The organism is Serratia sp. root2 (genome assembly GCF_031931805.1).
Taxonomy (GTDB): Bacteria; Pseudomonadota; Gammaproteobacteria; order Enterobacterales; family Enterobacteriaceae; genus Serratia; species Serratia inhibens.
Genome location: NZ_JAUJXB010000007.1, coordinates 86,111 through 111,018 on the forward strand (window position 1 = coordinate 86,111; position 24,908 = coordinate 111,018).

The 24,908-nt window shown below is 55.0% G+C and carries 25 protein-coding genes; 10 read left to right on the forward strand and 15 right to left on the reverse strand.

All coding sequences use genetic code 11. The annotated features are described in order from the left end of the window. Window positions 1–72 precede the first annotated feature (72 nt). Window positions 73–1,092, forward strand: coding sequence for an HTH-type transcriptional regulator GalR (gene galR / locus QZQ97_RS22210; protein WP_006318942.1), 1,020 nt, complete (start codon window positions 73–75; stop codon window positions 1,090–1,092). On the opposite strand, the gene QZQ97_RS22215 is transcribed toward galR, so the two are convergent. Next, window positions 1,089–1,544 (reverse strand): GNAT family N-acetyltransferase, encoded by a 456-nt coding sequence (locus tag QZQ97_RS22215; RefSeq protein ID WP_311995187.1) that lies wholly within the window; start codon window positions 1,542–1,544, stop codon window positions 1,089–1,091. The genes galR and QZQ97_RS22215 overlap by 4 nt on opposite strands. Window positions 1,545–1,695: 151 nt before the next feature. Here QZQ97_RS22215 and QZQ97_RS22220 point away from each other — a divergent pair, with 151 nt between their 5' ends. The 3 genes from QZQ97_RS22220 (at window position 1,696) to QZQ97_RS22230 (ending at window position 3,497) form a co-directional block, all read left to right on the forward strand. After that, entirely contained in the window at window positions 1,696–2,706 is a 1,011-nt protein-coding gene (locus tag QZQ97_RS22220; protein ID WP_311995188.1) for a LacI family DNA-binding transcriptional regulator, read from the forward strand. Window positions 2,707–2,844: 138 nt separating this feature from the next. Continuing rightward, complete coding sequence (locus QZQ97_RS22225) at window positions 2,845–3,189, forward strand: type II toxin-antitoxin system RelE/ParE family toxin (RefSeq protein ID WP_311995189.1); 345 nt, start codon at window positions 2,845–2,847, stop codon at window positions 3,187–3,189. 5 nt (window positions 3,190–3,194) lie between these two features. After that, a complete protein-coding gene (locus QZQ97_RS22230; protein ID WP_063200237.1) occupies window positions 3,195–3,497 on the forward strand; it encodes a helix-turn-helix domain-containing protein in 303 nt (100 codons plus the stop codon). Window positions 3,498–3,527: 30 nt separating this feature from the next. On the opposite strand, the gene lysA is transcribed toward QZQ97_RS22230, so the two are convergent. Then, window positions 3,528–4,790, reverse strand: coding sequence for a diaminopimelate decarboxylase (gene lysA / locus QZQ97_RS22235; RefSeq protein ID WP_311995190.1), 1,263 nt, complete (start codon window positions 4,788–4,790; stop codon window positions 3,528–3,530). Window positions 4,791–5,048: 258 nt separating this feature from the next. On the opposite strand from lysA, the gene QZQ97_RS22240 reads away from it, so the two are divergent. Further along, complete coding sequence (locus QZQ97_RS22240; protein WP_311995191.1) at window positions 5,049–5,972, forward strand: LysR family transcriptional regulator; 924 nt, start codon at window positions 5,049–5,051, stop codon at window positions 5,970–5,972. Here QZQ97_RS22240 and QZQ97_RS22245 read toward each other — a convergent pair. Further along, window positions 5,962–7,116, reverse strand: coding sequence for an MFS transporter (locus tag QZQ97_RS22245; RefSeq protein ID WP_311995192.1), 1,155 nt, complete (start codon window positions 7,114–7,116; stop codon window positions 5,962–5,964). The genes QZQ97_RS22240 and QZQ97_RS22245 overlap by 11 nt on opposite strands. Before the next feature lie 316 nt (window positions 7,117–7,432). Then, a complete protein-coding gene (locus tag QZQ97_RS22250; protein ID WP_311995193.1) occupies window positions 7,433–8,341 on the reverse strand; it encodes a LysR family transcriptional regulator in 909 nt (302 codons plus the stop codon). A gap of 110 nt (window positions 8,342–8,451) precedes the next feature. Between QZQ97_RS22250 and QZQ97_RS22255 the strand changes: the two genes are divergently transcribed. Next, window positions 8,452–9,336 (forward strand): MBL fold metallo-hydrolase, encoded by an 885-nt coding sequence (locus QZQ97_RS22255; RefSeq protein WP_311995194.1) that lies wholly within the window; start codon window positions 8,452–8,454, stop codon window positions 9,334–9,336. A gap of 83 nt (window positions 9,337–9,419) precedes the next feature. Beyond that, window positions 9,420–10,070 (forward strand): DsbA family protein, encoded by a 651-nt coding sequence (locus tag QZQ97_RS22260; RefSeq protein WP_311995195.1) that lies wholly within the window; start codon window positions 9,420–9,422, stop codon window positions 10,068–10,070. Between the two features lie 31 nt (window positions 10,071–10,101). Here the strand turns inward: QZQ97_RS22260 and QZQ97_RS22265 are convergent, their stop codons facing one another. Next, the gene (locus QZQ97_RS22265; protein WP_311995196.1) at window positions 10,102–10,809 is read right to left on the reverse strand and encodes a tetratricopeptide repeat protein; all 708 of its coding nucleotides are present in this window, start codon (window positions 10,807–10,809) and stop codon (window positions 10,102–10,104) included. A 192-nt stretch (window positions 10,810–11,001) separates the two neighbouring features. Between QZQ97_RS22265 and QZQ97_RS22270 the strand changes: the two genes are divergently transcribed. After that, complete coding sequence (locus QZQ97_RS22270) at window positions 11,002–12,738, forward strand: ABC transporter ATP-binding protein/permease (RefSeq protein ID WP_311995197.1); 1,737 nt, start codon at window positions 11,002–11,004, stop codon at window positions 12,736–12,738. 223 nt (window positions 12,739–12,961) lie between these two features. Further along, a complete protein-coding gene (locus tag QZQ97_RS22275) occupies window positions 12,962–14,182 on the forward strand; it encodes a CynX/NimT family MFS transporter (RefSeq protein WP_311995198.1) in 1,221 nt (406 codons plus the stop codon). On the opposite strand, the gene QZQ97_RS22280 is transcribed toward QZQ97_RS22275, so the two are convergent. The 3 genes from QZQ97_RS22280 to QZQ97_RS22290 form a co-directional block, all read right to left on the reverse strand. Beyond that, the gene (locus QZQ97_RS22280) at window positions 14,172–14,345 is read right to left on the reverse strand and encodes a hypothetical protein (protein ID WP_311995199.1); all 174 of its coding nucleotides are present in this window, start codon (window positions 14,343–14,345) and stop codon (window positions 14,172–14,174) included. The genes QZQ97_RS22275 and QZQ97_RS22280 overlap by 11 nt on opposite strands. Window positions 14,346–14,356: 11 nt before the next feature. Then, complete coding sequence (locus tag QZQ97_RS22285; RefSeq protein ID WP_311995200.1) at window positions 14,357–14,473, reverse strand: YmiA family putative membrane protein; 117 nt, start codon at window positions 14,471–14,473, stop codon at window positions 14,357–14,359. Window positions 14,474–14,869: 396 nt separating this feature from the next. Continuing rightward, entirely contained in the window at window positions 14,870–16,522 is a 1,653-nt protein-coding gene (locus QZQ97_RS22290; RefSeq protein ID WP_311995201.1) for a multidrug ABC transporter permease/ATP-binding protein, read from the reverse strand. Window positions 16,523–16,921: 399 nt separating this feature from the next. Here QZQ97_RS22290 and QZQ97_RS22295 point away from each other — a divergent pair, with 399 nt between their 5' ends. Next, entirely contained in the window at window positions 16,922–17,473 is a 552-nt protein-coding gene (locus QZQ97_RS22295; RefSeq protein ID WP_311995202.1) for a tyrosine-type DNA invertase, read from the forward strand. A gap of 163 nt (window positions 17,474–17,636) precedes the next feature. On the opposite strand, the gene QZQ97_RS22300 is transcribed toward QZQ97_RS22295, so the two are convergent. From QZQ97_RS22300 to QZQ97_RS22330, 7 genes are all read right to left on the reverse strand, one after another. Continuing rightward, on the reverse strand, window positions 17,637–18,326 hold the full coding sequence (locus QZQ97_RS22300) for a response regulator transcription factor (protein ID WP_311995203.1): 690 nt from the start codon (window positions 18,324–18,326) through the stop codon (window positions 17,637–17,639). 57 nt (window positions 18,327–18,383) lie between these two features. Then, window positions 18,384–19,088, reverse strand: coding sequence for a response regulator transcription factor (locus QZQ97_RS22305; RefSeq protein WP_311995204.1), 705 nt, complete (start codon window positions 19,086–19,088; stop codon window positions 18,384–18,386). A gap of 136 nt (window positions 19,089–19,224) precedes the next feature. Further along, window positions 19,225–19,746, reverse strand: coding sequence for a fimbrial protein (locus tag QZQ97_RS22310; RefSeq protein WP_311995205.1), 522 nt, complete (start codon window positions 19,744–19,746; stop codon window positions 19,225–19,227). A gap of 51 nt (window positions 19,747–19,797) precedes the next feature. Then, on the reverse strand, window positions 19,798–20,850 hold the full coding sequence (locus tag QZQ97_RS22315; RefSeq protein ID WP_311995206.1) for a fimbrial protein: 1,053 nt from the start codon (window positions 20,848–20,850) through the stop codon (window positions 19,798–19,800). A 10-nt stretch (window positions 20,851–20,860) separates the two neighbouring features. Continuing rightward, window positions 20,861–23,398, reverse strand: coding sequence for a fimbria/pilus outer membrane usher protein (locus QZQ97_RS22320; RefSeq protein WP_311995207.1), 2,538 nt, complete (start codon window positions 23,396–23,398; stop codon window positions 20,861–20,863). Between the two features lie 106 nt (window positions 23,399–23,504). Beyond that, window positions 23,505–24,182 carry a fimbrial biogenesis chaperone gene (locus QZQ97_RS22325; protein ID WP_311995208.1) on the reverse strand — a complete coding sequence of 226 codons (678 nt, stop codon included), beginning with the start codon at window positions 24,180–24,182 and terminating at the stop codon, window positions 23,505–23,507. Between the two features lie 91 nt (window positions 24,183–24,273). Further along, a complete protein-coding gene (locus tag QZQ97_RS22330; protein ID WP_311995209.1) occupies window positions 24,274–24,795 on the reverse strand; it encodes a fimbrial protein in 522 nt (173 codons plus the stop codon). Window positions 24,796–24,908 lie beyond the last annotated feature (113 nt).

Below are 24,908 nucleotides of genomic sequence, written 5' to 3' on the forward strand. Positions count from 1 at the left end.
CACCGCTTGCAGCCCCGGGATTTTTCCGCAAAACTGGGGAATGTAAGCGATTACCCAGGATGTATTACAGATATGGCTACGATAAAGGATGTTGCCAGGCTGGCGGGTGTTTCCGTGGCCACGGTGTCTCGCGTAATAAACAATTCCCCGAAAGCCAGCGAAAGTTCTCGCTCTGCGGTGCTGGCGGCGATGGAACAACTGCAGTACCACCCTAATGCCAACGCCCGCGCGCTGGCGCAGCAATCGACCGAAACGCTTGGGCTGATCGTCTCCGACGTTTCCGACCCCTTCTTTGGCGCCATGGTCAAGGCAGTGGAACAGGTGGCCTACGCCACCCACAACTTCCTGCTGATTGGCAACGGTTACCACGAGGCTGAAAAAGAGCGTCAGGCGATTGAACAGCTGGTACGGCACCGCTGTGCCGCTTTGGTAGTTCACGCAAAAAAACTGACCGATAACGAACTGAGCGGCTGGATGCAGCAGATACCGGGCATGGTGCTGATAAACCGCACGCTGCCGGGTTTTGAGGCACGCTGCGTGGCGCTGGACGACCGTTATGGTGCCTGGCTGGCCACCCGCCATTTGATCCAGCAGGGGCATCAGCGCATTGCCATCGTCTGCTCCACCCACCAAATTTCCGACGCGGCGGACCGTCTGCAGGGCTATCTCGATGCGTTGCAGGAGCATGGCATTGCGGTGGATGAAAAACTGATTGCCTACGGTGAGCCGGACGAAATTGGCGGTGAACAGGCGATGACCGAGTTGCTCGGGCGCGGCAAGCATTTCACCGCAGTGACCTGTTATAACGACTCCATGGCCGCCGGCGCGCTCTCGGTATTGAGCGACAACAGTGTTGACGTGCCGGGCCAAATGTCATTGATCGGTTTCGATGACGTGTTGATTTCACGCTACCTGCGGCCACGCCTGACGACCATCCGCTATCCGGTGGTAGCGATGGCGACCCAGGCCGCCGAGCTGGCGTTGGCGCTGGCCAACAACCAGCCGCTGCCGGAGATCACCAACATGTTCAGCCCGACGCTGGTACGGCGTCATTCCGTTGCCAGTATCAATAACGTTTACGAACAGAATTAAACCAGCGCCCGGTGGTATAACCGCACCGGGCGGTTCGGATAATCCAGCGCGTCGCCGATGTAATGCCAGCCGTGGCGTTCGTAATAGCCGTTGAAATCGCTGTACAGATACAGTTCACTGAAGCCGGCGCGCCGACTGTAGTCCTGCACGTGTTGTTGCAACCTCAGGCCAAGACCGCTGCCGCGCTGGCTTTCATCCACGTACAGCGCCGCCAGCCAGGGGGTCAGATCCTGACGACTAATCAGGTCGCAGCGCCACAGGCCGACGGTGCCCACCAGCTTATCTTCTTGCAAGGCAATAAAAGTGATCGGTAAATCCGCTCCCCGCAGGCCGCTTTCTACCACACTGACGAAGAATGCCCGGCTGTTTTCGCTGCCGAACGCCCGCCACTGCCGGTCAACAACCTGTTGCAGGTACTGCGGGTAATCCGCCAGAGGCACAATGTTAATCATATTTCCGGTTCCTCTCGTTGCCCGATAGCAGTCTAGTGCCGTTCCGTCCCCGCGTAAACCAGATGGCAAAAAGCCCCGCAGCCAAGGGCTAACCCTATGCTAAACTGAGCGTTATTTTCCGCAGCGGATGTTGAAAAGGGGTTGGCCACTGATGATCACCATGTTGGATGTTTCCATTCGCGCTGGGGTATCCAAAGCCACGGTTTCACGCGTGCTAAATGGCACCGGCCAGGTGAAAAAAAGCACCCGCGACGCGGTGTTCAAAGCGATGGACGAACTGGGTTACCGCCCGAACTTCCTCGCCCAGTCACTGGCGAATAAAAGCTCCAACAGCATCGGGTTGGTGGTCTCCAACTTCGACGGCCCCTATTTCGGGCGTCTGCTGCGCCGGGCCGCCAAGCTTATCGAGGCCAGCGGCAAGCACCTGATAGTCACCGATGGCCACGATACGCCGGAAGATGAACTGCAGGCGGTGCGGTTATTGGCCGATCGCCGCTGCGACGCGATCATTCTGTATACCCGTTTCATGTCCGAATCTGCGTTAATGGCCCTGCTGGACAGCCTGCCGGTACCGATCATGGTGATCAACCGCGATCTGCCGCAGGCGCGTACGCGTTGTGTTTTCTTCGAACAGCAGCAGGCCGCCTTCCAGGCGGTGGATTATCTGATTCAACAGGGGCACCGCGAGATCGCCTGTATCACCGGCCCTATCGCCACCCCCACTGCCCAGGCGCGGCTGGCGGGTTATCGACAAGCGCTTGAACATCACAAGATTGCCTTCGACGATACCCGCGTGGCCTATGGCGACAGCAGCGTGCAAAGTGGTTATCAAGGCAGCCGCAGCCTGCTGGCCGGCAATATCGGTTTCAGTGCATTGTTCGCCTGCAACGACGATATGGCAGTCGGTGCGATGAAGGCGCTGCACGAAGCGGGCAAACGCCTGCCGCAGGACGTTTCGTTATTCGGTTTTGACGACGAGCCGAGCGCCGCTTATTTACAACCCGCGCTATCCACCGTTTACCTGCCGATCGACGTAATGATTGAAGCGGCTATCTGCCAGGCTTTTCGCCTGATCAATGGCGAAAACCTTCCCCCGCTTTCCCCGTTCACCGGCGAACTTCGGCTGCGGGACTCCGTGGCTCCAGGCCCCTACGCCGGTTGAGATCCTTGGGCGAAAAACGCTGATTGCGCACTGCGCCGCATTTATTTTTCTGCGATTTCCCATCCCCCACCAGTATGCATATTGTCACCACAATAACCTTTACGCTATATAGCATAAAAGCTATATTTGGAGCGTGGTATGTGGCAAGTAGTCACCGTCGAACGATTCGACGACTGGTTTTTATCACTGAACGGCGATGAACAAAAAAGCCTGTTGGCAGGAATATTCAAATTGCAGGAATTCGGCCCGCTGTTGGCTCGTCCGCATGCCGACACTTTGCATTTTTCCGGCTCAATAAAGCATCTTAAAGAGCTGCGCATTCAGCACCGCGGCCGCCCGTTTCGGGTGTTTTTCGCCTTTGATCCGCAACGGCAAGCGGTATTGCTATGCGGTGGTGATAAAACAGACGATAAACGCTTTTACCAGCGCCTGTTGCCCATCGCCGCCATGGAGTTTTCACATTATCTGGCAACCCAGAGGTAACGCATATGGCCAAGCCTTTATCAAATTTGATCGATAAACTCGATCCCACCGTCGTTGCGGCAGCCCGGCAAAAGGCGGAGAAAGAAATTTTTGAATTGCGGCTGGCGATGCTGCGGGAAGAACTTGCGGTATCTCAGGTAGAACTGGCGAAACGGCTTGGCATCAGCCAGCCGTCGGTCGCTAATCTGGAAAAGCGCGGTAGCGAAATCAAACTCTCTTCACTGAAACGCTACATTGAAGCCATGGGCGGCACGCTTTCGTTAGAGGTTGAGCTGCCCAACGGCCAGCATCGGCGGATGACACTCTGAGGCGGGCGCAACGCGCTGCGCCCGTCGATATCAGATGAGTTCCAGCGCAATCAACTCTTCAATGGTCTGCCGGCGACGGATCAGCCGTGGCTCTCCCTTCTCGAACAACACTTCCGGCAGCAGCGGACGGCTGTTGTAGTTTGAAGACATCGAAGCGCCATAGGCACCGGTATCATGGAATACCAGATAGTCGCCAACCTGTACCGGCGGTAATTCGCGGGTTTCGATGCCGCCACCGGCCTGTTGGGTGAACACGTCGCCGGATTCGCACAGCGGCCCGGCAATCACGGTGTCGCGCAGCGGCTGATGCTCGGTATTGCGGCCATCGGCCGGCAGCAGGGAAATGTGGTGATAACTGCCGTACATTGCAGGACGCATTAAATCGTTGAAGCCGGCGTCCACCAGCACAAAATGGCGGCTGCCCATGTCTTTCACCGCACGCACCTCGGCGACCAACACCCCGGCTTCCGCCATCAGGAAACGACCGGGTTCGATTTCCAGGCTCACCGGATGGCCCAGATGGGCGGCAATGCGGTCGCGCGCGCTGTTCCACAGGCCAAAATAGTGTTCGGTATCAATCGCCTCTTCGCCGTATTGATAGGGAATCGACAGCCCGCCGCCGGCAGAAATCGCGCTGATATCATGACCCAGCTCGATCACCTGCTGCACCATGGCGTCGCACACACGCTCCAGATGCTGGTAATCCACGCCCGAACCGATATGCATATGCACACCAATCAGCTTCAGGCCGTATCGCTGAATTTTTTCCACCGCCTGCGGTAAATCGGCATACCAAATCCCGTGCTTGCTGTTCTCGCCACCGGTATTGGTTTTCTGGCTGTGGCCGTGACCAAATCCCGGGTTGATACGCAGCCACACCGGATGGCCAACGGAAACCTGACCCAGTTGATCCAGCATGTCGATCGAACCGACGTTGACCGGGATTTTCAATTCGCTGACGCGCGCCAGCGTCGCGTGGTCCAGTACGTCGGCGGTAAATACGATGTCGCTTGGCTCACCGCCCGGCTGAAAACCAGCCTGCAGCGCACGTTCAATCTCGCCCAGCGAAACAGAATCCACCTTGACGCCCTGTTCGCGCATCAGGCGCAGAATATGAATATTCGAGCAGGCCTTTTGGGCAAAGCGGATCACGTCAAAATGGCGCAACTGGCTGATGCGCTCGCTGATGATAGCCGCGTCATAGGCCCATACCGGGCAGCCAAAACGCTGAGGCAAGGCCAGCAGGTTAGCGGCGTTGAGGGCGGTAGATGTGTCGTGCAAAGCGAATGGCATAGTGATGTTCCCGGTTCGAAAATGGTATACCCGTCGTATTTCAAGCCGCAGCGGTGTTAACTGCACTCGCTCACCCCAGTTACTTACCTGAGTAAGCGCCTGGGGATGAGCGAGTTGGTCGCCTGGCTGCAACTTGAAATCCATAGGGTATAGTTTGATGTCATCAATAGTGCCGTACTCTTTCTCGCGTGGAAAATATCTATTTAGCGGAAGTCTATTCATTTATGATATGGACTGACCCGTTCATGGAGCGCGCCGATGCACGCAATTACCCTGCGCCAGATTGAAATTTTCCATGCGGTGATGACTACCGGCAATCTGACCGAGGCCGCAGCGCTGCTGCAAACCTCTCAGCCCACCGTCAGCCGTGAGCTTGCGCGTTTCGAGAAACAGCTCCAATTGCAGCTGTTCGATCGGCTGCGCGGGCGTTTATACCCGACGGTGCAGGGCCTGCGGTTGTTCGAGGAAGTGCAGCGCTCCTATTACGGCCTGGAACGTATCGTCAACGCCGCGTCAGGCATCCGCCAGTTCCAACAGGCGCAGCTTTCCATCGCCTGCCTGCCGGTATTCTCGCAGTCGCTGCTGCCGGCGGTGTGCAAACCCTTTATCGATCGCTACCCGGAAGTCAGTTTCAGCGTGATACCGCAGGAGTCGCCGCTGCTGGAAGAGTGGTTGTCGGCGCAGCGCCACGATTTGGGCCTGACGGAAAACACCCTGACCCCGGCGGGCACCGAGCGGATGACGTTGATGACGCTGAACGAAGTGTGTGTATTGCCGGCCGGGCATCCGCTGTTGGCGAAAACGGCACTGACGCCGCAAGACTTCGACGGGCAAAACTTTATCAGCCTGTCGAGCACCGACAGCTACCGTCAATTGCTCGACTCGCTGTTTAATGAGGAGGGCGTTAATCGCCGTCTGGTCATGGAAACCCACAGCGCGGCATCGGTATGCGCCATGGTGAAAGAAGGTGTGGGGTTGTCGATAGTGAACCCGCTAACGGCGCTCGATTACGCCAACAGCGGCGTACACGTACGGCCGTTCAGCGTTGAAGTTCCTTTTACCGTCAGCCTGATCCGGCCGCTGCACCGACCATCATCGGCGCTGGTCACGGCCTTCATTCAGCATTTGCAGCAGCAGGCGGAGGCTCTTCCCGTCCGCCTGGCCGCAGTAATCAAGCGCTAGCCGGCCGCTTGGCGCGGCTGAAAGTCACCAGACACAGCACCAACCCCAACAGCGCAATCGCCGCAGCGGCCAGCGGCACGCTGGTCAGCCCCATCCCCTGTGCAATCACCACGCCGCCGACCCAGGCACCGATGGCATTGCCCACGTTAAACGCGGCAATGTTCAGCGTGGAAACCAGGTTCGGTGCCTTTTTACCGTAGGTCACGACGTTGATCTGCAGCGCCGGTACGGCGGCAAACGCCGCAGCAGCCCACAGGAACAAGGTCATTTCTGCCGGCACCATGGAGTGGCTGGTCCAGCTGAACAACGCAGCAAAGAAGGCAATCACCAGGAACGTGCAGGTCAGCGTAACCGGCAAGCGCCAGTCTGCCAAACGGCCGCCGACGATATTGCCCAACGTCAAACCTACGCCCATCAGCAATAACGTCCAGCTCACACCGTGCGACGAAATGCCGGTCACTTCAGTCAACAACGGCGCGATATAGGTAAACAGCGCAAACATCGACGCGGCAAAAGCCACCGTCATCAGCAGCGAAAGCCAGATACCGCCGCCGCGCAGGGCCGCCAGCTCTTTTTTCAGATCGGTTGGCGCTTCATCCTCCACCGCCGGCAGCTTGCTGTACAACGCCAGCAAGGACAGCACGCCGATGACCGCCACCGCCCAGAAGGTAGAGCGCCAGCCCAGCGCCTGCCCCAATGCGGTGCCGAGCGGCACCCCCAGCACGTTGGCCAGCGTCAGGCCGGTGAACATCAGCGCCACAGCGGAAGCACGACGATTCGGCGGCACCAGATTGGCAGCCACCACCGCGCCGATGCCGAAGAACGCGCCGTGACACAACGCGGTGACAATGCGCGCCAGCATCAGGAAATCGTAGCTGTAACCCAACGCGCACATGATATTGCCGAAGATAAAAATCACCATCAGCAACAACAGCGTATTCTTGCGCGGCAACTTCGCCGTCAACAGCGCCATTATGGGGGCGCCTATCGCCACGCCAAGAGCATAGCCACTGATCAGCCAACCGGCTGAAGGAATAGAGACCTGAAGATCCCCCGCTACCTCAGGCAGCAGCCCCATAATCACGAATTCGGTGGTGCCAATGGCAAATGCACTTAACGCCAGTGCAAGCAGAGAAACAGGCATGTGTAACGCTCCCAGTCAACAAAGCCCCGGCATCAGGCGCACGGGGCCGGTAAAAACTCGCGGAATTGCCGGGCAGCCTGACAGACTGCCCGCGAAAAGGGTCAGAAGATGTTATTCAAAGCGCGGGGCCATTTTCTTAACCCTATAATTATTAAGTCTTATTCGCTCTTTTCACGCTACAGAAATAGCACGGCAACCGGCCTTGAAACCAGTGACAAAATCCCGCTGAGCACAAAAAGCCATCCTCAACCCGCTAAACGCTTGAATGTGCTGACGATGAAAAATGTGTGCAAATATTGCTGTCGTGTTAACGATATCAGCGCAGCGTAGCCCGCCAGGCGGGATCGTTGGCAAACCACTCCACCAGAAAATCCAGCATAGTGCGCAAGGTCGCCGGCATTTGGCGACGCGAGGTATAAATGCCGTAAATCCCCATCGACTGCGGCCGATAATCCGGCATCAGTTCTATCAGTTCACCGCTTGCCAGCAATGGCGCCGCCGAATAATAAGGCTGCATGGAAATACCGGCGCCCTGCACCGTCCCCGCCATCAACACCACCGACTCGTTGGCGCTGAGATTGCCGCTGACCGCCACCGCCGACTTCACGCCCTGAGAATCAAAATGCCACAGGCTTTTACCGAAGTAGGAATAAGTCAGGCAATTGTGCAGCGCCAAATCCTGCGGATGGCGCGGCGTGCCGTGCGTTGCCAGATAAGCCGGGGAAGCGCATACCACCGAAGCGCAAGAAGAAAGCGGTCGGGCGATCAGATTGGGATCCAGCTCATTGGTAATGCGCAGCGCCAGATCGATGCGCTCCTCCACCAGATTTACTGCCCGATTATTCATTTGCAAATCTACCGCCACCTGCGGGTGGCGTTTGAGATATTGCGCCACGGCCCCCACCAGCGCGGTCTGACCCAGCGATTGCGAGCAGGTGATGCGCAGCAGACCGCGCAATTCATCACTTTGCTCGCCTTCGACCAAATCGATCTCACCCGCCAGCGCCAGCATCTGTCGGCAACGTTCGAGAGTGCGCTCTCCGGCATCAGTCAGACTAAGCTTACGGGTAGTGCGGTGCAGTAGACGCGCACCGGCCCATTGCTCCATCTGCGCCAGGTAGCGCGTCACCATCGCACGCGACATTTCCAGCGTTTCCGCAGCGGCAATCATGCTGCCGCGATCAACGATGGTGATAAAAACCTCAGCTGCGGTAATGCGATCCATGATTCGTCCGATTTACGCAATGAATAATTGCTCATTATCCGGTTTTTCTAACGCTTTATGCAACCTAACATCTGTACAACAACAACTGATACCCAAAAGGACCTCTGCCCATGTTTAAGAAATCATTATTGACCCTGGCTTTCGCCGGCATCGCCACAGTAAGCACTTACGCCGCCGCGGCTGACTCTCTGTCCATGGAAGTGTACAACCCGGGTGAGAAAAGCGTGTTCCCGGTCTCTTCGGAAATCATCAGCGGTAAACACGAAGTGGCGCTGATCGACGCCCAGTTCCAACGCAACGACGCCGAAGAGCTGGTGAAAAAGATCAAAGCGACCGGCAAGAAACTGACTACCGTCTACATCAGTCATTCCGATCCGGATTTCTATTTTGGTTTGGACGTGATTAAAGCCGCTTTCCCGCAGGCAAAAATCATCGCGTCACCGGACACGATCAAAGAAATCAACGCCACCAAAGACGGAAAAATAGCGTACTGGGGCCCGATCCTGAAAGACAACGCACCTAAAGCGGTAGTGGTTCCACAGGCACTGCAGGGCGATAGCTTCACCATCGACGGTCAGAAAGTGGAAGTGAAAGGCCTGACCGGCCCAACGCCGGAACGCACCTACGTGTGGATCCCTGATCTGAAGGCGGTAGTGGGCGGCGTCCCGGTAGCCGGCGACAATATCCACCCGTGGATCGCCGATAACCAGACTGTAGAATCCCGCGCTCACTGGCAGCAAACGCTGGAAAGCATCAAGGCACTGAAGCCGAAGGTCGTCGTCCCTGGGCACTTCCTGCCGGGCGCGCCGCAGACTCTGGAATCCGTGACCTTCACCCAGAACTACCTGACCACGCTGGAAGCCGAGCTGCCGAAAGCCAAAGATTCTGCGGCACTGATTGCGGCAATGAAGAAGCATTACCCGAACCTGAAAGATGAATCGAGCCTGGAATTGAGCGCCAAGGTGCTGAAGGGCGAGATGAAGTGGCCGCAATAAGCGCGTCGCTAATCAGACTACACGGCCTTTGACAGGCCCAATGTTCTGCGGCGTTCGGCCGCAGAACATCACGAGGAATAAAGATGACCGGTACAACTCTGCATTACGTTTTCGATCCGCTGTGCGGCTGGTGCTATGGCGCAGCGCCATTGGTGCAGGCGGCCAAGAGCATTCCAGGGCTGACTATTGCCCTGCACGCCGGTGGCATGATGACCGGCAATAATCGCCGCCAGATCTCGGATGAATGGCGTAACTATGTGATTCCGCATGACAAGCGCATTGCGGAGCTGACCGGCCAAACCTTCGGTGAAGCTTATTTCAATGGTCTGCTGCGAGATACCACGGCAGTCATGGACTCCGAGCCGCCGATTACTGCGATTCTGGCGGCTGAAGCGCTGGGGGGACGCGGGCTGGATATGCTGCACCGCATTCAGATAGCGCATTATCAGGAAGGCCGCCGCATCGCCGACACACCGGTGCTGGAGGCCCTGGCGAAAGAGCTGGGCCTGCCCTCTGCCCCGTTCATTGCAGAGATGCGCTTTAACGCCGGCGCGCCGACCGCACAACACATTGCGGAAAGCCGGGCGTTCCTGGCCAAAGTCCAGGGCCAGGGGTTCCCGACCTTTGCGTTGCAAGACAGCGAAGGCCAGCTGTGCCAGATCCCGGCAGGCAACTATTTGGGCAACGCTGATGCCTGGAAAGAGTTGCTGAACGGCGCGGTAACCTGGGCATAATACTGTTTCGGCTGCGCACCCCGCAGCCGAATTACTCGACCCGTATGAACGTTCCCTGCGCCTGTACGTTAAAACCAAATCCGCAATCGCCCTTGGTACTCATATCCACCGCATCCGCCGTAAATTGCATCACCACATCACAGGCCATCCCGTCCTGCGGCTCCCGCTGGCGGTATACCGCCTTGCCCCGTTCAATCGGCAATACCTCGGCGAACTCGCCCATATTCGGCCCGTAATACAGCCCCATTTGCGGCATATAATAGCCGGAATAATTAATCAGCCAGCGCCCGCTCTGAGGCTTGACTTCTACTTCGCTCCATACGCCGCGCCCGGCGTACTGCCAATAGACGCCCCCCGGCCCGCTCACCGGCGGTTGCTTCGCCAAACGTTGCTGCAGCAGCTTCAGATTATGCTGAGATTTCGCATCCTTCGGCGCCAATTCCAGATAAGCGCGCGCCTTGAGCAGTTCACCGGCATGCATCAGCGCCAGCGCCACGTTGTTATAGGCAGTGGCGATCGCCTGATCGTTCAGGCCACAAAACTCGCTCCAGGCAGCCTGATCACGGAAAACATCGGCCGCCCGGCCATAATCGCCCCGCTGATAAGCGCTTTTCCCCAGTTCGGCATAGCCCGCCACTTTCTGGCAATCGGCATCAATATCAGGCTCATCAATATGTGCCATCGCCTGGCCGCTGGCGAGCGCGCCATAGGTCAACAGCAGGGGAACCAACGCCTTCATGCCTTATCCTTTCCAGAGTGAGTAACCGGTAATTCGGCGCCAGTATAACCCTCATGTCCCCCGGCTTCACCTCTAAGGATTCATCCACAATATTTCAAACGGTTAGCCTCGTTAGAACTGCTTACATGTCACGGTTTGTTTGTTACCGGCCGGCGGCTCATGCTGATCGGAACGTAAAAACTCGAGAGCCTTATGAACAGCCCCCCTACGCAAAAAAGCGCCGTCTGGCAGTTGATTAAACCTTTTTGGGTTTCGGAAGAAAAATGGCGAGCCTGGACGATGCTGATCACCATCGTCGCCTTGTCGCTCGGGCTGGTGTATATCAGCGTGCAGATCAATCAGTGGAACCAGGTGTTCTATGACGCGCTGCAAAACAAAAATTATCCGGTGTTCAAGGCACAGCTGTGGCGTTTCACCTATCTGGCGCTGATCTTCATCGTGCTGGCGGTGTATAAAATCTACCTGACCCAGGGCCTGCAAATGCGTTGGCGACGCTGGATGACGGAAAAATTCATGGGTAAATGGCTGGCGCATCAGGCCTATTACCATACCGAACAACAGCAGATCGTCGATAACCCGGACCAGCGTATCGCCGAGGATCTCAACGTCCTGACCCAGTACACGCTGTCACTGTCGCTCGGGCTGCTCTCCAGCCTGGTGACGCTGTTTTCCTTTGTCACCATTTTGTGGCACGTCAGCGGACCAATGACCTTTATGATTAGCCAGCACACCATTACCGTGCCCGGTTATATGCTGTGGTTCGCGCTGTTGTACGCCGGATTAGGTTCCTTGCTGATTTGGTGGGTCGGTAAGCCACTGGTCCAGCTCGGCTTTAACCAAGAGCGCTATGAAGCGAACTTCCGTTTTGGCTTGATCCGCATCCGCGAAAACAACGATGCCATCGCGCTATACCACGGCGAACCCCGTGAAGCACAACAGCTGGGTGACCGTTTTGATACCCTTCGCGCCAACTGGTGGTCGATCATGCGCATCACCCGGCGGCTCAATATTGCCTCCAACTTTTACAGCCAGTTCGCCATCGTTTTCCCGTTGCTGGTGGCGGCGCCGCGCTACTTTTCTGGCGCCATCCAGATGGGCGGCATGATGCAGATTGCCTCCGCTTTCGGCGAGGTACAGGGCGCGCTGTCATGGTTTATTGATGCCTTCAGCGATCTCGCCACCTGGAAAGCCTGCGTGAACCGTCTGGCCGGTTTTAACGCTGCGGTGGATCAGGTACACCATCAGCAACGCGGCATTCAGCTGCGCTCGGAAAGCGACCAGCCGTTGATTCTTGATAATCTCAGCCTGCAACTACCGGACGGCCAGAGCTTGCTGGATGCAAGTTCCATGACGCTGAAACGCGGCGAACGCGTTCTGATCGTCGGCCCCTCGGGTTGCGGCAAATCAACGCTGCTGCGCGCTATCGCCGGCATCTGGCCTTACGGCTCCGGCACCATTGGGCTGAACACCACCTGCCGCGCATTATTCCTGCCGCAACGCAGCTATATTCCGATAGGCACGTTGCGGGAGGCACTCAGTTACCCTCACCTTTCCGCCAACTACAGCGATGAACAACTGCTGAAAGTGCTGGAAAATTGCCGCCTGAAGCATTTGCAGCGCTGGCTGGACACCGGTGCCAACTGGAGCCACCGCCTTTCTCCGGGCGAACAGCAGCGGCTGGCCTTTGCCCGAGCCATTTTGACGCGCCCGGATATTCTGTTCCTCGACGAAGCCACCAGCGCGCTGGATGATGAAACCGAGCAACTGATGTATTGCCTGCTGGTTGATGAGCTGCCGCAGGTGACGCTGGTGAGCGTGGCGCACCGCAACAGCGTGGCTAAATATCACCAGAGTTGCTGGCGCTTTAGTCGCCCGGAAGAGAATGAACCGGCGCGCATGGCACTTAGCGCGTTGCCTGTCGCCGGTTAACGAAGCGATTGCGGCCCGATGAGCGCTCTTACCCTTCATCGGGCATTCGGGATCGCTGAAGGGTCAATCCCGTACGCGCCGGTTAAGCGCCCCTTGTCAGGCCGCCCGTTCTTCCCTACACTTGCGCACAGATATCGGTACCCTGCCGGTACGTAAGCGTTAACGTCAATCAACGCATCATGTCTTGCAGCATTGATTGGCTGCATGCTGGTGCGAGGAATTCATGCCACACTCCGCTTTACCCCCAAAATCTGCCGCCACGAAGCGCAGCCGTTTACGCCACCCCTTATTGCTGATTACCGGCATCATGCTGATCGCCGCTAACCTGCGCGCCGCGCTGACCAGCGTGGGCCCGTTACTGGAACAGATCCAGCAACAGCTGATGCTGTCCGCCACTGCAGCCGGCTTGCTTAACTCGCTGCCGTTGATACTGTTTGCCGTTTTATCGCCGGTAACACCGGGCCTGGCGAAAAGAATCGGCATTGAACGCACGTTGGGCATGGCACTGCTGCTGCTGGTTGCAGGTATCGTACTGCGTTCTCTGCCGCAAAACGGCATGCTGTGGTTAGGCAGCATATTGATAGGCGCCGCAATCGCGTTTGCCAACGTGGTGTTGCCAACGCTGGTAAAACGCGACTTTCCGAGCCGCGCAGCCGCCATGATTGCCGGCTATGCGGCGGTGATGTCGCTGGCTGCCGCTACCGCCTCCGGCCTGGCGGTGCCGCTGGCTTCACTGAATAACCTCGGCTGGCGTTTCTCTCTGCTGTGCTGGAGCCTGCCCGCCCTGTTGGCGCTGATTGTCTGGCTGCCGCAGTTGCGCCGCCCACCGGCTTTAACGGCCGGTGATACGCAACAGGTCTCTTTGACGCCGTCCCGCTCACCATGGGGCAGCGCGCTCGGGTGGCAGGTAGCGCTGTTTATGGGCTTACAGTCCATCACCTTCTACACCATTATCGGTTGGTTCAGCGCCTTTGCCGCCAGCCACGGCACCTCGCCGCAACAAGCGGGTTTCGAACTGTTTATCTACCAGATGGTGGCGATCGCCGCTAACTTTGTCATGGTATTTATCCTGCCGCGCGCGCGCGATCAACGTGCTATCGCGTTGTGCAGCTCGTTGCTGATTTTTATTGGCGTTACCGGCCTGCTGCTACTGCCGGAAAACTCGCTGATATGGTTAATCTTTGCCGGATTGGGGGCGGGAAGTTCTTTGGTGCTGGCGCTGTCATTCTTTGGCTTGCGCAGCGGGCATCAACACCAGGCCACGCAGCTGTCAGGCATGGCGCAATCGGTAGGTTATTTACTGGCCGCGCTAGGCCCAACGTTATTCGGCGTACTGCACGACCTGACTCAAGGCTGGCAATTGCCGCTGAGTATCCTGCTGGGCCTGACCCTGCTGCAAATGCTGTTTGGCGTTCTCGCCGGGCGTAATCGCATCATCCGCTAACGTCGTGGCGAGTGGGTAGCGCCGGGACAGAATCCAGGCCGTCCGCCTGCCAGAGATCGTCAATAAAATCGCGCTGTGCAGCGCTCAACTGCCAACGAGGCGGTATCTTGGCAAGACTGCGCTCTTTAGCGCTCTTTCCATTTTTAACAGGTTTTTTGTCCATCGACATACTTCCTAAATCATCAGCAACCCATAAATCACGGCGGCAACACCCAGCCAAAACATCCCGCAGCCGATAAACACGCACAACCAAGCCTTACGTTTGATGTCCCTCACATCCTTCCTTATCACGCATCACCTCACCAATAGATTAAGCTGATTGAATAACAACAATTGATATATTTAAACAATCAATAAAACACTTTATTCCCATGGCGATTGAAAGAAAGCACGCGAATAGCGACCTTGCATTAAATTAAATAGTGCAAAAAACGACAGAGCCATACTTCACATGGCACAAGCTAACAACAACCCAATGGTCAGTATCCAAGCAGTGTGCCACGATAAAAACGATCAAAATCAAACCATCAGTAAATGAATTGTTATTAAAACAAATGGCTGGATTTAACCTAAATTGGCGGGGGGTTTGGCGGTAAAGAGAAATAAAGAAGAGAACTTCCGCTGCGGCTTGAGTGACTGAATCCTTAATTCAGGCCGCGTAAACCGGCCTGAAAGGAGTGAAATAGATCAACTAATCTGCATAACTGAGTCCTTACTGGCGTGGTCACGCTCGCTTCCCGACAATTCAATCAGATGCCCATCGCGCATTTGCAACAGCCGATCGGCATGCTCGAAATAGTGGTCGTCATGGCTGATGGCAAATACCGTTTTGCCCAACTCACGCAGCTGCGGTAACAACTCGCGATAAAAGATGCGTCGAAATTGCGGATCCTGATCCGCTGCCCATTCGTCCAGTAGCAAAACATCCCGCTGTTCTGCCACCGCCAGCAGCAAAGCCAAGCGTTTACGCTGCCCTTGCGACAGCTGCGGATTGGTCACTCTCAGGCCATCAAATTCCAGTTTGTTCTTCATGTTCAATCGGTTAAGCCAATTATCCACCAATTCGGCGTCAGGCTGCCGGCCATCCGGCCCCTGTAAATGGTGGAACGGATGGAAATCGGTAAAAATGGCGGAAAACAAACGGCGGTAGTCGTGCATGTCCGATGCTTCCAGCGCAACGCCATCCAGCAGGATCTGCCCGCTGACCGGCTGATATAGGCCAGTCAGCAACATCGCAAGCGTTGACTTCCCGCTGCCATTACCGCCAATCAGAAACACCAATTCTCCCCGGCGCAACGTCAGGGAGACAGGCCCAACGACAAATCCGGCTTTCTGCTCCGTAGCACCGTGATGGAATACGATGTCGCGCAGTTCCAGCGTTTGCCAGGCTTTGGCGGCGACAGTGGGAAATGCTGGCTGATAATCGGCAAGCCGCAGGGATTTGATCTTATTGAAGGCCACTTCTGCCCCCATTAGCGTCGGGAAAGCCCCTACCGCTTGCAGCAATGGCGTACGCAAAAATAACAGCGTCAGTGAATAGGTAGCCGCAACGGCGGTATCTGCCCAGCCCAGGCTGTTGGCCATATAGAATACCAGGCCAATGGCACCCAGCATCATGATATTCGACCAATTCACCGCGCTGAGATGGAAGGTATCGGCACGAATAATATGGTAACGATAGTCTTCAGCATCCGGCTGGTAGGCCTGCTGATAGAGCGCTTTCGCGCGGTCACGGTTTAGCGCCAGTTCTTTGCGGCCGTCAATGGCAGACTGATAATGTTGGTAAAGGCGCTCTTCCGCCTCACGCACGCTGCTTAGATGACGATACACTCGCGATACCAGATATCCGCTGCCAAAAACCGTCACCGCCACCCAGACAGCGGTCACTGCCAGCATCTGCGGTGAAAGCCAGCCCAGATAGGCCGCAGATCCCAGAGTCAGTATCACCCCTTGTACCAGTTCCGGCAGGCGGACAAAAGCCAGAGTGATATTGCGTATGTCGCTGGCCAGGCTCGCCAATAGAGAAGCGCTGCCCAATTGTTCAATCCGTTCAATAGGGGTATCCAGGATCCGCTTTACCAGTTGGCCGCGTAGCCGGAAGACGAAATGATGGCCAAGCGTGGTCAGCGCCAGCTGCGATCCCAGCGTCACCGCCAGCAACAAAGCCAGTAACCCAAGGAACTCCGGCAGCACAGTCAGTGGGTTACCCGCCGCTGCCATCAGCCGCAGATTTATAAAGGCGATGATGCCGATGCCCAGCGCCGCGCTAGCCATAGTCAACGCCATTACCGCCAGAAACGGCCAACGATACTGATGGTAAACCACCCGTAGCAACTCCATGAAAACCCTTACGCTGAAAACTTGAGATGGCAGGCATTGTAAGCGGCGAGAGAATGATATCAATAATAATTCTCATATCACTTGCGGCACTGGGAGAAAACATCGCCATCTGGGCAGCATGGATATCAGAAATATTCCCTACGGATATCGGGCCGCAGAGTACTGAATTGAATTAACGGAAATATAAATGCGCACTGCCACTCAAAAAAGACCACCCTATTTATCAATAATAAATATCAAAAAAACATTCACTGAAAAAATAAGAATAAAATAAATATATGAATTTACCATTAGCATCTTGAAGTAATTTTATTTTCTTTGCCGTCACTCTGTGTTAAGTGCTTTAATAAAAATCGACCAATTTAAAACCCGTCAACGTTAATAGCTTAGGTAATTAAAATGAAGAAACGGAAATTTCTCAGCCAGGTTGAAATTGAGCAACTTATCTCAGCCGTTCCCGAGGGTAAAAACAGTATTCGGGACCGTTGTTTGTTACTGATGTGTTTTATTCATGGTTTACGGGTCAGCGAACTCCGTTCATTACGTTTACAGGATATTGATCTTGCAACTAATCGGGTGCACATATTCCGGTTGAAAAATGGATTTTCCGTTCAGCACCCCATACAACCCCGGGAGCGCAATGCCTTGTTGAAGTGGCTTGGCCTAAGGTCAGGCTACCTTGAAGCCGATACTCAGTGGCTGTTTTTGTCACGTCACGGTGGGCAAATATCGCGACAACAGCTGTATCGGCTGATGCGAATGTACGGTGAAATGGCCGGCATTAGCGTTCAAGTGCATCCTCACATGCTTCGCCACTCCTGCGGCTATGCCTTAGCTGACAGAGGGATAGATACGCGCCTGATCCAAGATTATCTGGGGCATAAAAACATTCAGAACACCGTAATTTATACTGCCGCTAACGTAGAACGATTCAGAATTATCAATATTTGATATAAAAACAATGATAAATAGAGACTGACTGCCCCGCGGGATAAACACCCTGAAATACATCTCTTCAGGGGCATTTCCTTTGAAAAGTGCGGAGCATAACTTATCATTGCCGGTGCGGTTATTTCACTACTGCCAGAAACGAGTCGGCACAGCAACGCACGCCTTAACGTTGTGTACTTCTCTGCCACTCTCCGGCAAGCTGGCGGGTAATTTTGCCGTGCAGTGAAAACAGTTCACTGTCGTTCGACACCTTCAGCTTACGCATAGCGCTGCATTTGTGTGCGCTGATGGTTTTGATGCTGCGCCGCTGCAGTTCGGCAATCTCCCGCAAACTCAGGCCGTTAAACAAAAAGGCCAGAACATCGCTTTCACAACGGGTCAGCTCACGCGTTACCGTCGTTTCTCTCGCGGAAGTGCGCGCCAGACAGGCGCCAATCTGCGGGCTTAATACTCGCTCTCCATTCAGCACCCGGTTGAAAAACTCCGCTACCAAGGGTAACGCATCATCCCGCGCTACAATGCTGATATTAGGCTGGCTCAATAGCAGAGACAGCTCTTCGACACTTTGGCTGCGGGTATAGGCCACCACCCGTAAGGCCGGTATCTGAGCGCACAGGTCAAGCAGTATCTCCCGGCCCTGTACCGCGGTTTCGCCCACGCCATTCAATTCGGCAATCAAGACGTCGGCCTGTTGGTAGATTGCCCCATCTGCCGCCTCTCTCATACTGGTTTCTCGTACCACGATCTTTCCCCGGGTCGAGAGCTTACTCATAAAACTTGCCAATCCATCCAGCATCAATGGGCAATGATCCATTAACGCAATGTTCAACCGTTGGTGACGTGAAACCTGCATATCCTGCTCCTGTATTCCCTCTATCCTACCGCGTTAAAACGCGGCCAGTTTATGCCCTTAACGAACAAAGGACGGGCCATTCATCGCCATCCATTTCCCCTGGAGATATAGCTCACCATCATTATGAAAACCCAGTTTTAACATGGCATTACGCTTGTGCGTACTGACGGTACGGATATCGCGGCACAGCGTCAAAGCCACATTGGTCACGCTTTTGCCGGAAAATAGCTGGGCCAAAACATCCAACTCGCGCACCGTCAGGGGCTTCTCCGCAGCCGCTTCATGCAACCCTCGCTGGCGGATACGATGGCTGAAACTCTTTTTGCCGGCTAAAACCTGCTTTACGCAATGATCCAGCGCGACGGCAGGCTCCAGTTTCAACATCATGCCTCGGATACCTGAAGCTATCAGTTGCCGCAACACTCTGGGCTCATCCAGCGCAGTGCATACCAGTAACGCTGCATTAGGCGACTGTTCATGTATATCGGCGATCAATCTCAAGCCATCCAATACGGACTCCGACTTGCCGCACAGTTCCATAATTAACAGACGGGGCTGATGTCGGGTTAACGTGGCCTTCAGCTCAGCAAGGCTCCTCACCAACAGGAGATTGTCCTGTCGAAAACCACAAGATTCGATCAATCGGTTACTGATCCCTAACGCAGTGATGGAACAGGGCTCCATAATGACCACCGTCCCGGTTCTTTTATCGGATGTATCCTTTGAGTCTGGCATATTACTGTGTTGATAATTAATAGTCATATCATCACCTTAGCTTTGCTATTACGATCCTTCGTCAACCATTCGTGCCTGGAAAATATCACCGGGCAACACCGGTCTTCAGCATCAGCAGCCGACAGTCAAGAACGCTGGCGCGATAAACTCGCCGATCGGATGCCTACTCATAGACAAAGGCAATCTGCAGTACGCCATCAATACTGCCGGGCGTGGCGCCACCATTAACGCTGTACGCTCGGGCCCGAAGATTGAATGTGGCCTCGTGCGTCAGTGGATTGACCGACTGCGCCATGCTTTTATTGTTACCGAGATTGGTACCGCTTTGGCTTTGCAACTCGATTTGTACCCTGCGCGATGTGCCGACGCTTTTATATAAATCTGCTCCCTCTTCAGCTTCCGAGCCGCTGAAAGTCGCCGTCGCCGAGGTGGTGGTGGTCGGGCAATTTTTCAGCGTTAGCGGAAACTCGATCCATTCGCTGCCGGTACCGGCTCTCCCCAGGATAGCGGCAGAAATATTGTCGCCGAGATTTACCTGAATGTTGCTGTTTGCACCATCGACAACACAAGGTGCCGCTTTGATGGTGCCGGTTATCTGTAACTTTGCCGCCGCAACCGGAAACGCCACCTGAAAAATGCCGGCAATGATCAGTGCCCGGCTTATTCCACTCAAGCCATTAAACATAACGCTCTCCTTTTCTTTGATGACACAATTCCCCCATGGTTAAAAATCCCCTTATTGAATCTCTGCCTGAATGGTCGCCGTCGCATTGAATTTACCTACGGCAGGCATCTGCCCGGTGGTATTGACCGGATACGCACTGAACCTGGTGCTGCCACTCTGGCTGGGGTAGTTGAAATCAACGCCCAGACGCCCGTTTTGCGGCGAAACCGAGTTACCGGACCGATCATTAATCCTCACCCCTACACTGCCGTTAGTGGTCTTCAACAAATCAGGCATATTGCTGTCGGCTTCCCCTCTGAATGACAGACTGATCTTGACCCCTGCGGAAATATTGCGACAGGCCAGGGTCAGTTCCTTCTGATGCGGGGTAAAATTAGGCGGCATATTTCCTTTGGTCTGAAAATCGGTAGACAGAATATCGCCAAAATCAATCATCACCGTCTGTGGGCTGATTTCGCAATTTTGCGGCACCGTCACCACACCGCTCATCGTAACCGTTGATACCGGGGTAACGCTGCTCACCCCATTGACGACCGAAACATAGTTCTCGACCAGCCGGGTACTGGGGATGATGGTCTGGCCGACAAAAGGTCTGCGGAAATAGAGATGAACCCGGCCTCTGGCTCCGCTGCTATAGGGCGCTCTCGCACAGCTTTCACCGGGCTCCAATTCCGTTTTGCGATTGGAAATATTGCTGAAAGGCGTCGGGATATACTGTTGCAGATTGCCGCCAACATAAACCTCACTGGCCACTGCCAGATATTCATTCAGCACATAATAGGTTAAAGGGCCGTCTACATGATTTTGCATCGGCAGGCTCGACTTGGCGGTGACATAAGACGCCGTGCGGTTAGTGCATTCGCACTGCACATCGTAGGTATCGCTCAGATTCCAGTTATTGCCGGAGGCATTTTTAATCACCATGCCGGTGATATTCTGTTCCGGCTGGCTCAGGGTCGGCGCAAACATAAATGAAAATTGGTGAGTTCCCCCTATGGGCCTGCATTGGCCAAAACCAGCCTGTGCCTGCGGCGTGCTGAACATTGCGGCGCAAAAAAGGCCACAGGTAAGCGCAACGCGTTGATTTAATTTTACTGTTTTCATCACATGCACCTTATAAACACTGCCCGTTAACCAGGCGAATCCCACCGCTCTCGGGTTGGTTAGCCAATTGATAGCTGACCCGACACTGCTGGGCTGCGTCATTGCCCCACTTAACCTGCAACTGGCCGCTTTCGGGCATACCTGCCAGGTAAACCTGTCCGCCGTCGCCGACGATACTCGCGTTGCTGGCAGCACCGACCGTAGCGCCGAAAGGCACCGGGCTACCACTGCGCGTCAGCAGCGTCATCAGTACGCGCTGGCCGACGTTAGGGTTGAAGCTGGCACGCACCACCGCGCCACGGGTCGGGATCACCGTTTGGCTACTGAGCGTCATATCGAGATCATCGGCGAACGAGTCTCCGTCCAATCCAACGATATTGCGGCGATAAGGTGTCAGATAAGGCACTACCGCATAACCGCGCCAGTCGGTGCTCACCCCAGTCTGGTTCAGCACGTTGACGCCCGCTGCGCCTGGCGCTTGCACCAGCGCGATCGTATCGCCCAGCGGCTGGGACAGCGTGATGCCGTTTTGATGCACCAGCACGCCGCCCTGAATGCCATAGTTCACCTGCCGACGGTGGCGGTCATAGCCATAACCCAAATTCAACTCCGCCAGAGAGCCCTTGTAATCGGCCTGAATATTGCCGTTGGCCCCCACACCTCGGCCGGTGTAACCCTGGCTCAGGCTGTAGTTCAGGTTATTGCCCTCCAACGCGCTGCCGCTCAAACCGAGATTGTTGCTGGTGGCACCATTGCGGCTGCTGTTCATGTTATAGGTTGCATAACTTCCCGGTAGCCACTTGCTCAGTGGCACGCTGACGTTGAAGGCCACAATATGGTCGCGGACGTAGGTCCGATTACCGTTGCTGTCATACCCGTTCTGGCTGAAGGTGTAATTCAAGCCGTAACTTACGCTTTCCCAATTGTTGTTGTAGCTGACGCTTGCCGACTGGGAGCGGCGATTGTCGTTCCAGTAGTCTTCACTGAACACACTGAGCGATAACGATCCGCCCCTCTCCCACAGACTTTGACTCAGCATCAATTCGGCACGGCTTTTCTTGTGATCGTTATAGAGTGCCCTGCCGCCATAGCTCTCAAGCGCCTCTTGCAGGGTATAAAAACCGCGCGTGGAATAGCGGTAGCTGGCCAGGCTGAAGTTAGTGCCGGACTCGATAAAGTTCTTACCGTAGCGCAGTCGCCATGATTGCCCCTGTTCTTTGGGTTGAGCTTCCGGCTTGGTCCAGGCCTGCGTGACGTCGGTGGATATTGCCCCAAGTGCCCCCAGATTTTGCCCCCACCCCAGCGACAGCCCTTGATACTTGCTGGCGGCTTGCATCCCGCCATAGATCGTCGCGCCCCAAGGAAGACCATAAATAGCCGTGCCCTGGCTAAAGGGATGTTCATCGACACCGCCGCTGTAAGAACGGTACTTTCCGCTGGTCAAGCTGTACTTAAAGCGCCCCTCACGTTGCAATACCGGCACCACGGCGTAAGGCACTACAAAATTTTGTTCCTGGCCGTCGGCTTCGCGCACGCTCACATTCAGATCGCCGCTACCGCCGGTAGGATAAAGATCGGTAATTTCAAACGCCCCTGGCGGCACATAACTTTGGTAAATGACATACCCGTTCTGGCGGATCACAATTTGAGCGTTGCTGCGCGCTATCCCACGCACCACCGGTGAATAACCTTTCATGCTGTCCGGCAGAATTTCATCCTCAGAGGCCAATTGTCCGCCGCGGAACTGCACGCTATCGAACACGTCGCTGGCTGTGGTGCTGTCACCCAAAGTCAAACGGCTCTGCAACGCAACAATGTCACGCTGCAGATAGGTATTAATCGAACGCCATGAGGAAACTCCGCCACTATATTGATTCCACACCGAATAGTTACGCAGGCGCCATGCACCCCAGTTGATACCTGAGCGTAGGTTAAGGTAATAGTTATTATTGTTTTGCCCCTGGCTTTCACGCTCCTGACTATTGGCGCCAGTGAAGTTGTAATTAACCAGCAGCGCCGGTATGCCGGCATCCCACAGTTCAGGTGGCACATAGTCGCGCGCGTTCATGTTCAGCGCGGCTTGGGGAATACTCAGATTCAGTCGCAATTGGTTGAACTGAAAAGTGGTGGAAGACTGAGGAATCGTCTGCGCCAGATTGACGCAACTTTCCGAGCTGTCGATAGCGGGAAATGAGCTTACTTTTACGCCCAGTTCAGTTAGCTTCGCGGCGCTCAGACAAGGCTGTAGCCTTTGCTTTCCTGTCTCATCACGCAGGAGACGAAACTCGATATCCAGAGTATCTATCTGCTGACCGTTAAGATAAAGATCGACCCGGTAGTTACCCGGTGCCTGGCTGCTGTTTTCTTCAAAAACAGAAAGATCCGCGCCACGCAGCGCCGGGTTGTCGATTTCCAGTAGCGCCGGGTTAAAATACCTGCCCGCATGCGCCATGCCGGAAGAATTCAGCAACAGCAGCATTTGGCAAGATATCAGGTACGCCAAGACCGGCTTCGGTTTTCGCAGACCATTACAACTCGGGTTATTCATCTTTTTAACTCCCTGTCCCGATCATTTCGCCCGCCCTGAACTCTGGCGAGCCGTTTCCCTGTATCCCGTCGTCTGTACGGGGCTAAAAACGCGAAAAAATAAACGGCTATAACTTGTTGGTGAACGTCGTCCCGGTACCGCCGTAATCATTGATGATTTGCCAGCTCAGGTTACCGCCGCTTCCGCTGACGGCCGGCAATGGAAAACTGGCGGTGGCCTGAGGAGCTACCATTGTGCTGCCGGGAATCTCATGACCATTGAGTTTCAAATTGAAAAAAGTGAGGTAGTAGGGTGAAGGATTATTGACCTGCAAACGATTGTCGCTGCGCCTCCATGTCAGTTTCCCGGCCGCCTCTTCCAGATTGCCGGATAATCCCTGCGGACGATAAATCAGCTTGATACGGGTCTTAATCGCAATTTGCAGCGTGTTGTCTTTTTTCTCTACCGATGGGATGGCTTTCACATTCAGCCAATACAGAGATTCTTTGTCAGCGGGCAAATTACCGCCCGCCCGCACTACGCGCAGCAGGTTATTTTGCCCGCCATCCAGCCGGAACAAGGGGGGTGTAATGATAAAAGGGGCTTTGGTACTGTCGCTTTCCTGCGCGTCGACCCAGGACTGGATCAGATAAGGCACCGCATCCGGATTATTGATATTCAGAGCGGACTCTTTTTTGGCGCCGTCATAAATCAGGCGAGTACCGCCCACGATCACCCCCGCCTGCGCCGGCGTCAAAAACATCGCCAACAGCGCCGCAATCAGCGTGAAATAACCTGCTCTCATTTTCTTTTTGCTCCGTTCGTCCATGAATAAAGAGCCAGAGAACACTTCCTCCGGCCCATGTCTTTAGCCGCAAAATGTCGGCTGCGATAGCTTATGGATAGACGATCGTAAAGTTGGTGGTGGCGTCCGCTTTACCGACAGAGACGGTGCCGAAGGCATAGTAACGAGCAAAGAATTTCAGGGTGTTAGCGCCGGTTGAAACCAGAGTGTATTCGCGGGAATCATTACCCAGGTTAATCGCATTATTGCTGTCGTCCAGCAATTGAACCCCTATTCCATTCGCCTTATCGGCGACATCGGTCAGCGCCAGCAGGCCAACCGGGCCAGGAACCCGGGTCCCGTCAAAACGCACTGTGGCCTTGGTGACGGTACTCGGGCAATCCTTCAGTACCAGACTGAACTCTTTGCCGCCCGCAGAGCTGCCGGCACCTGTAGCAAACGCAGTTTTAGAGATCGCGCCCAGAATAACGTCCTGGTTTTGAGAGGCCGTATCGACGGTGCAAGATTTATCGGTAATCGAGCCTTTGAAATTCACGGTGCCATCGGCGGCGAATGCAGATGCGGTAAATGCAGATGCGGTCAAAACAGCTACGGCCAGTAAATTCTTTTTCATCCTACTTTCCTTAAAAGGTATGCAAAATATGCATTGGTTTATTTCCGACATAACCCTATGTCACTCCTTTTATTTAGCTCAGCAGTCAAGATGCACTCCTCGACAGAAACGAT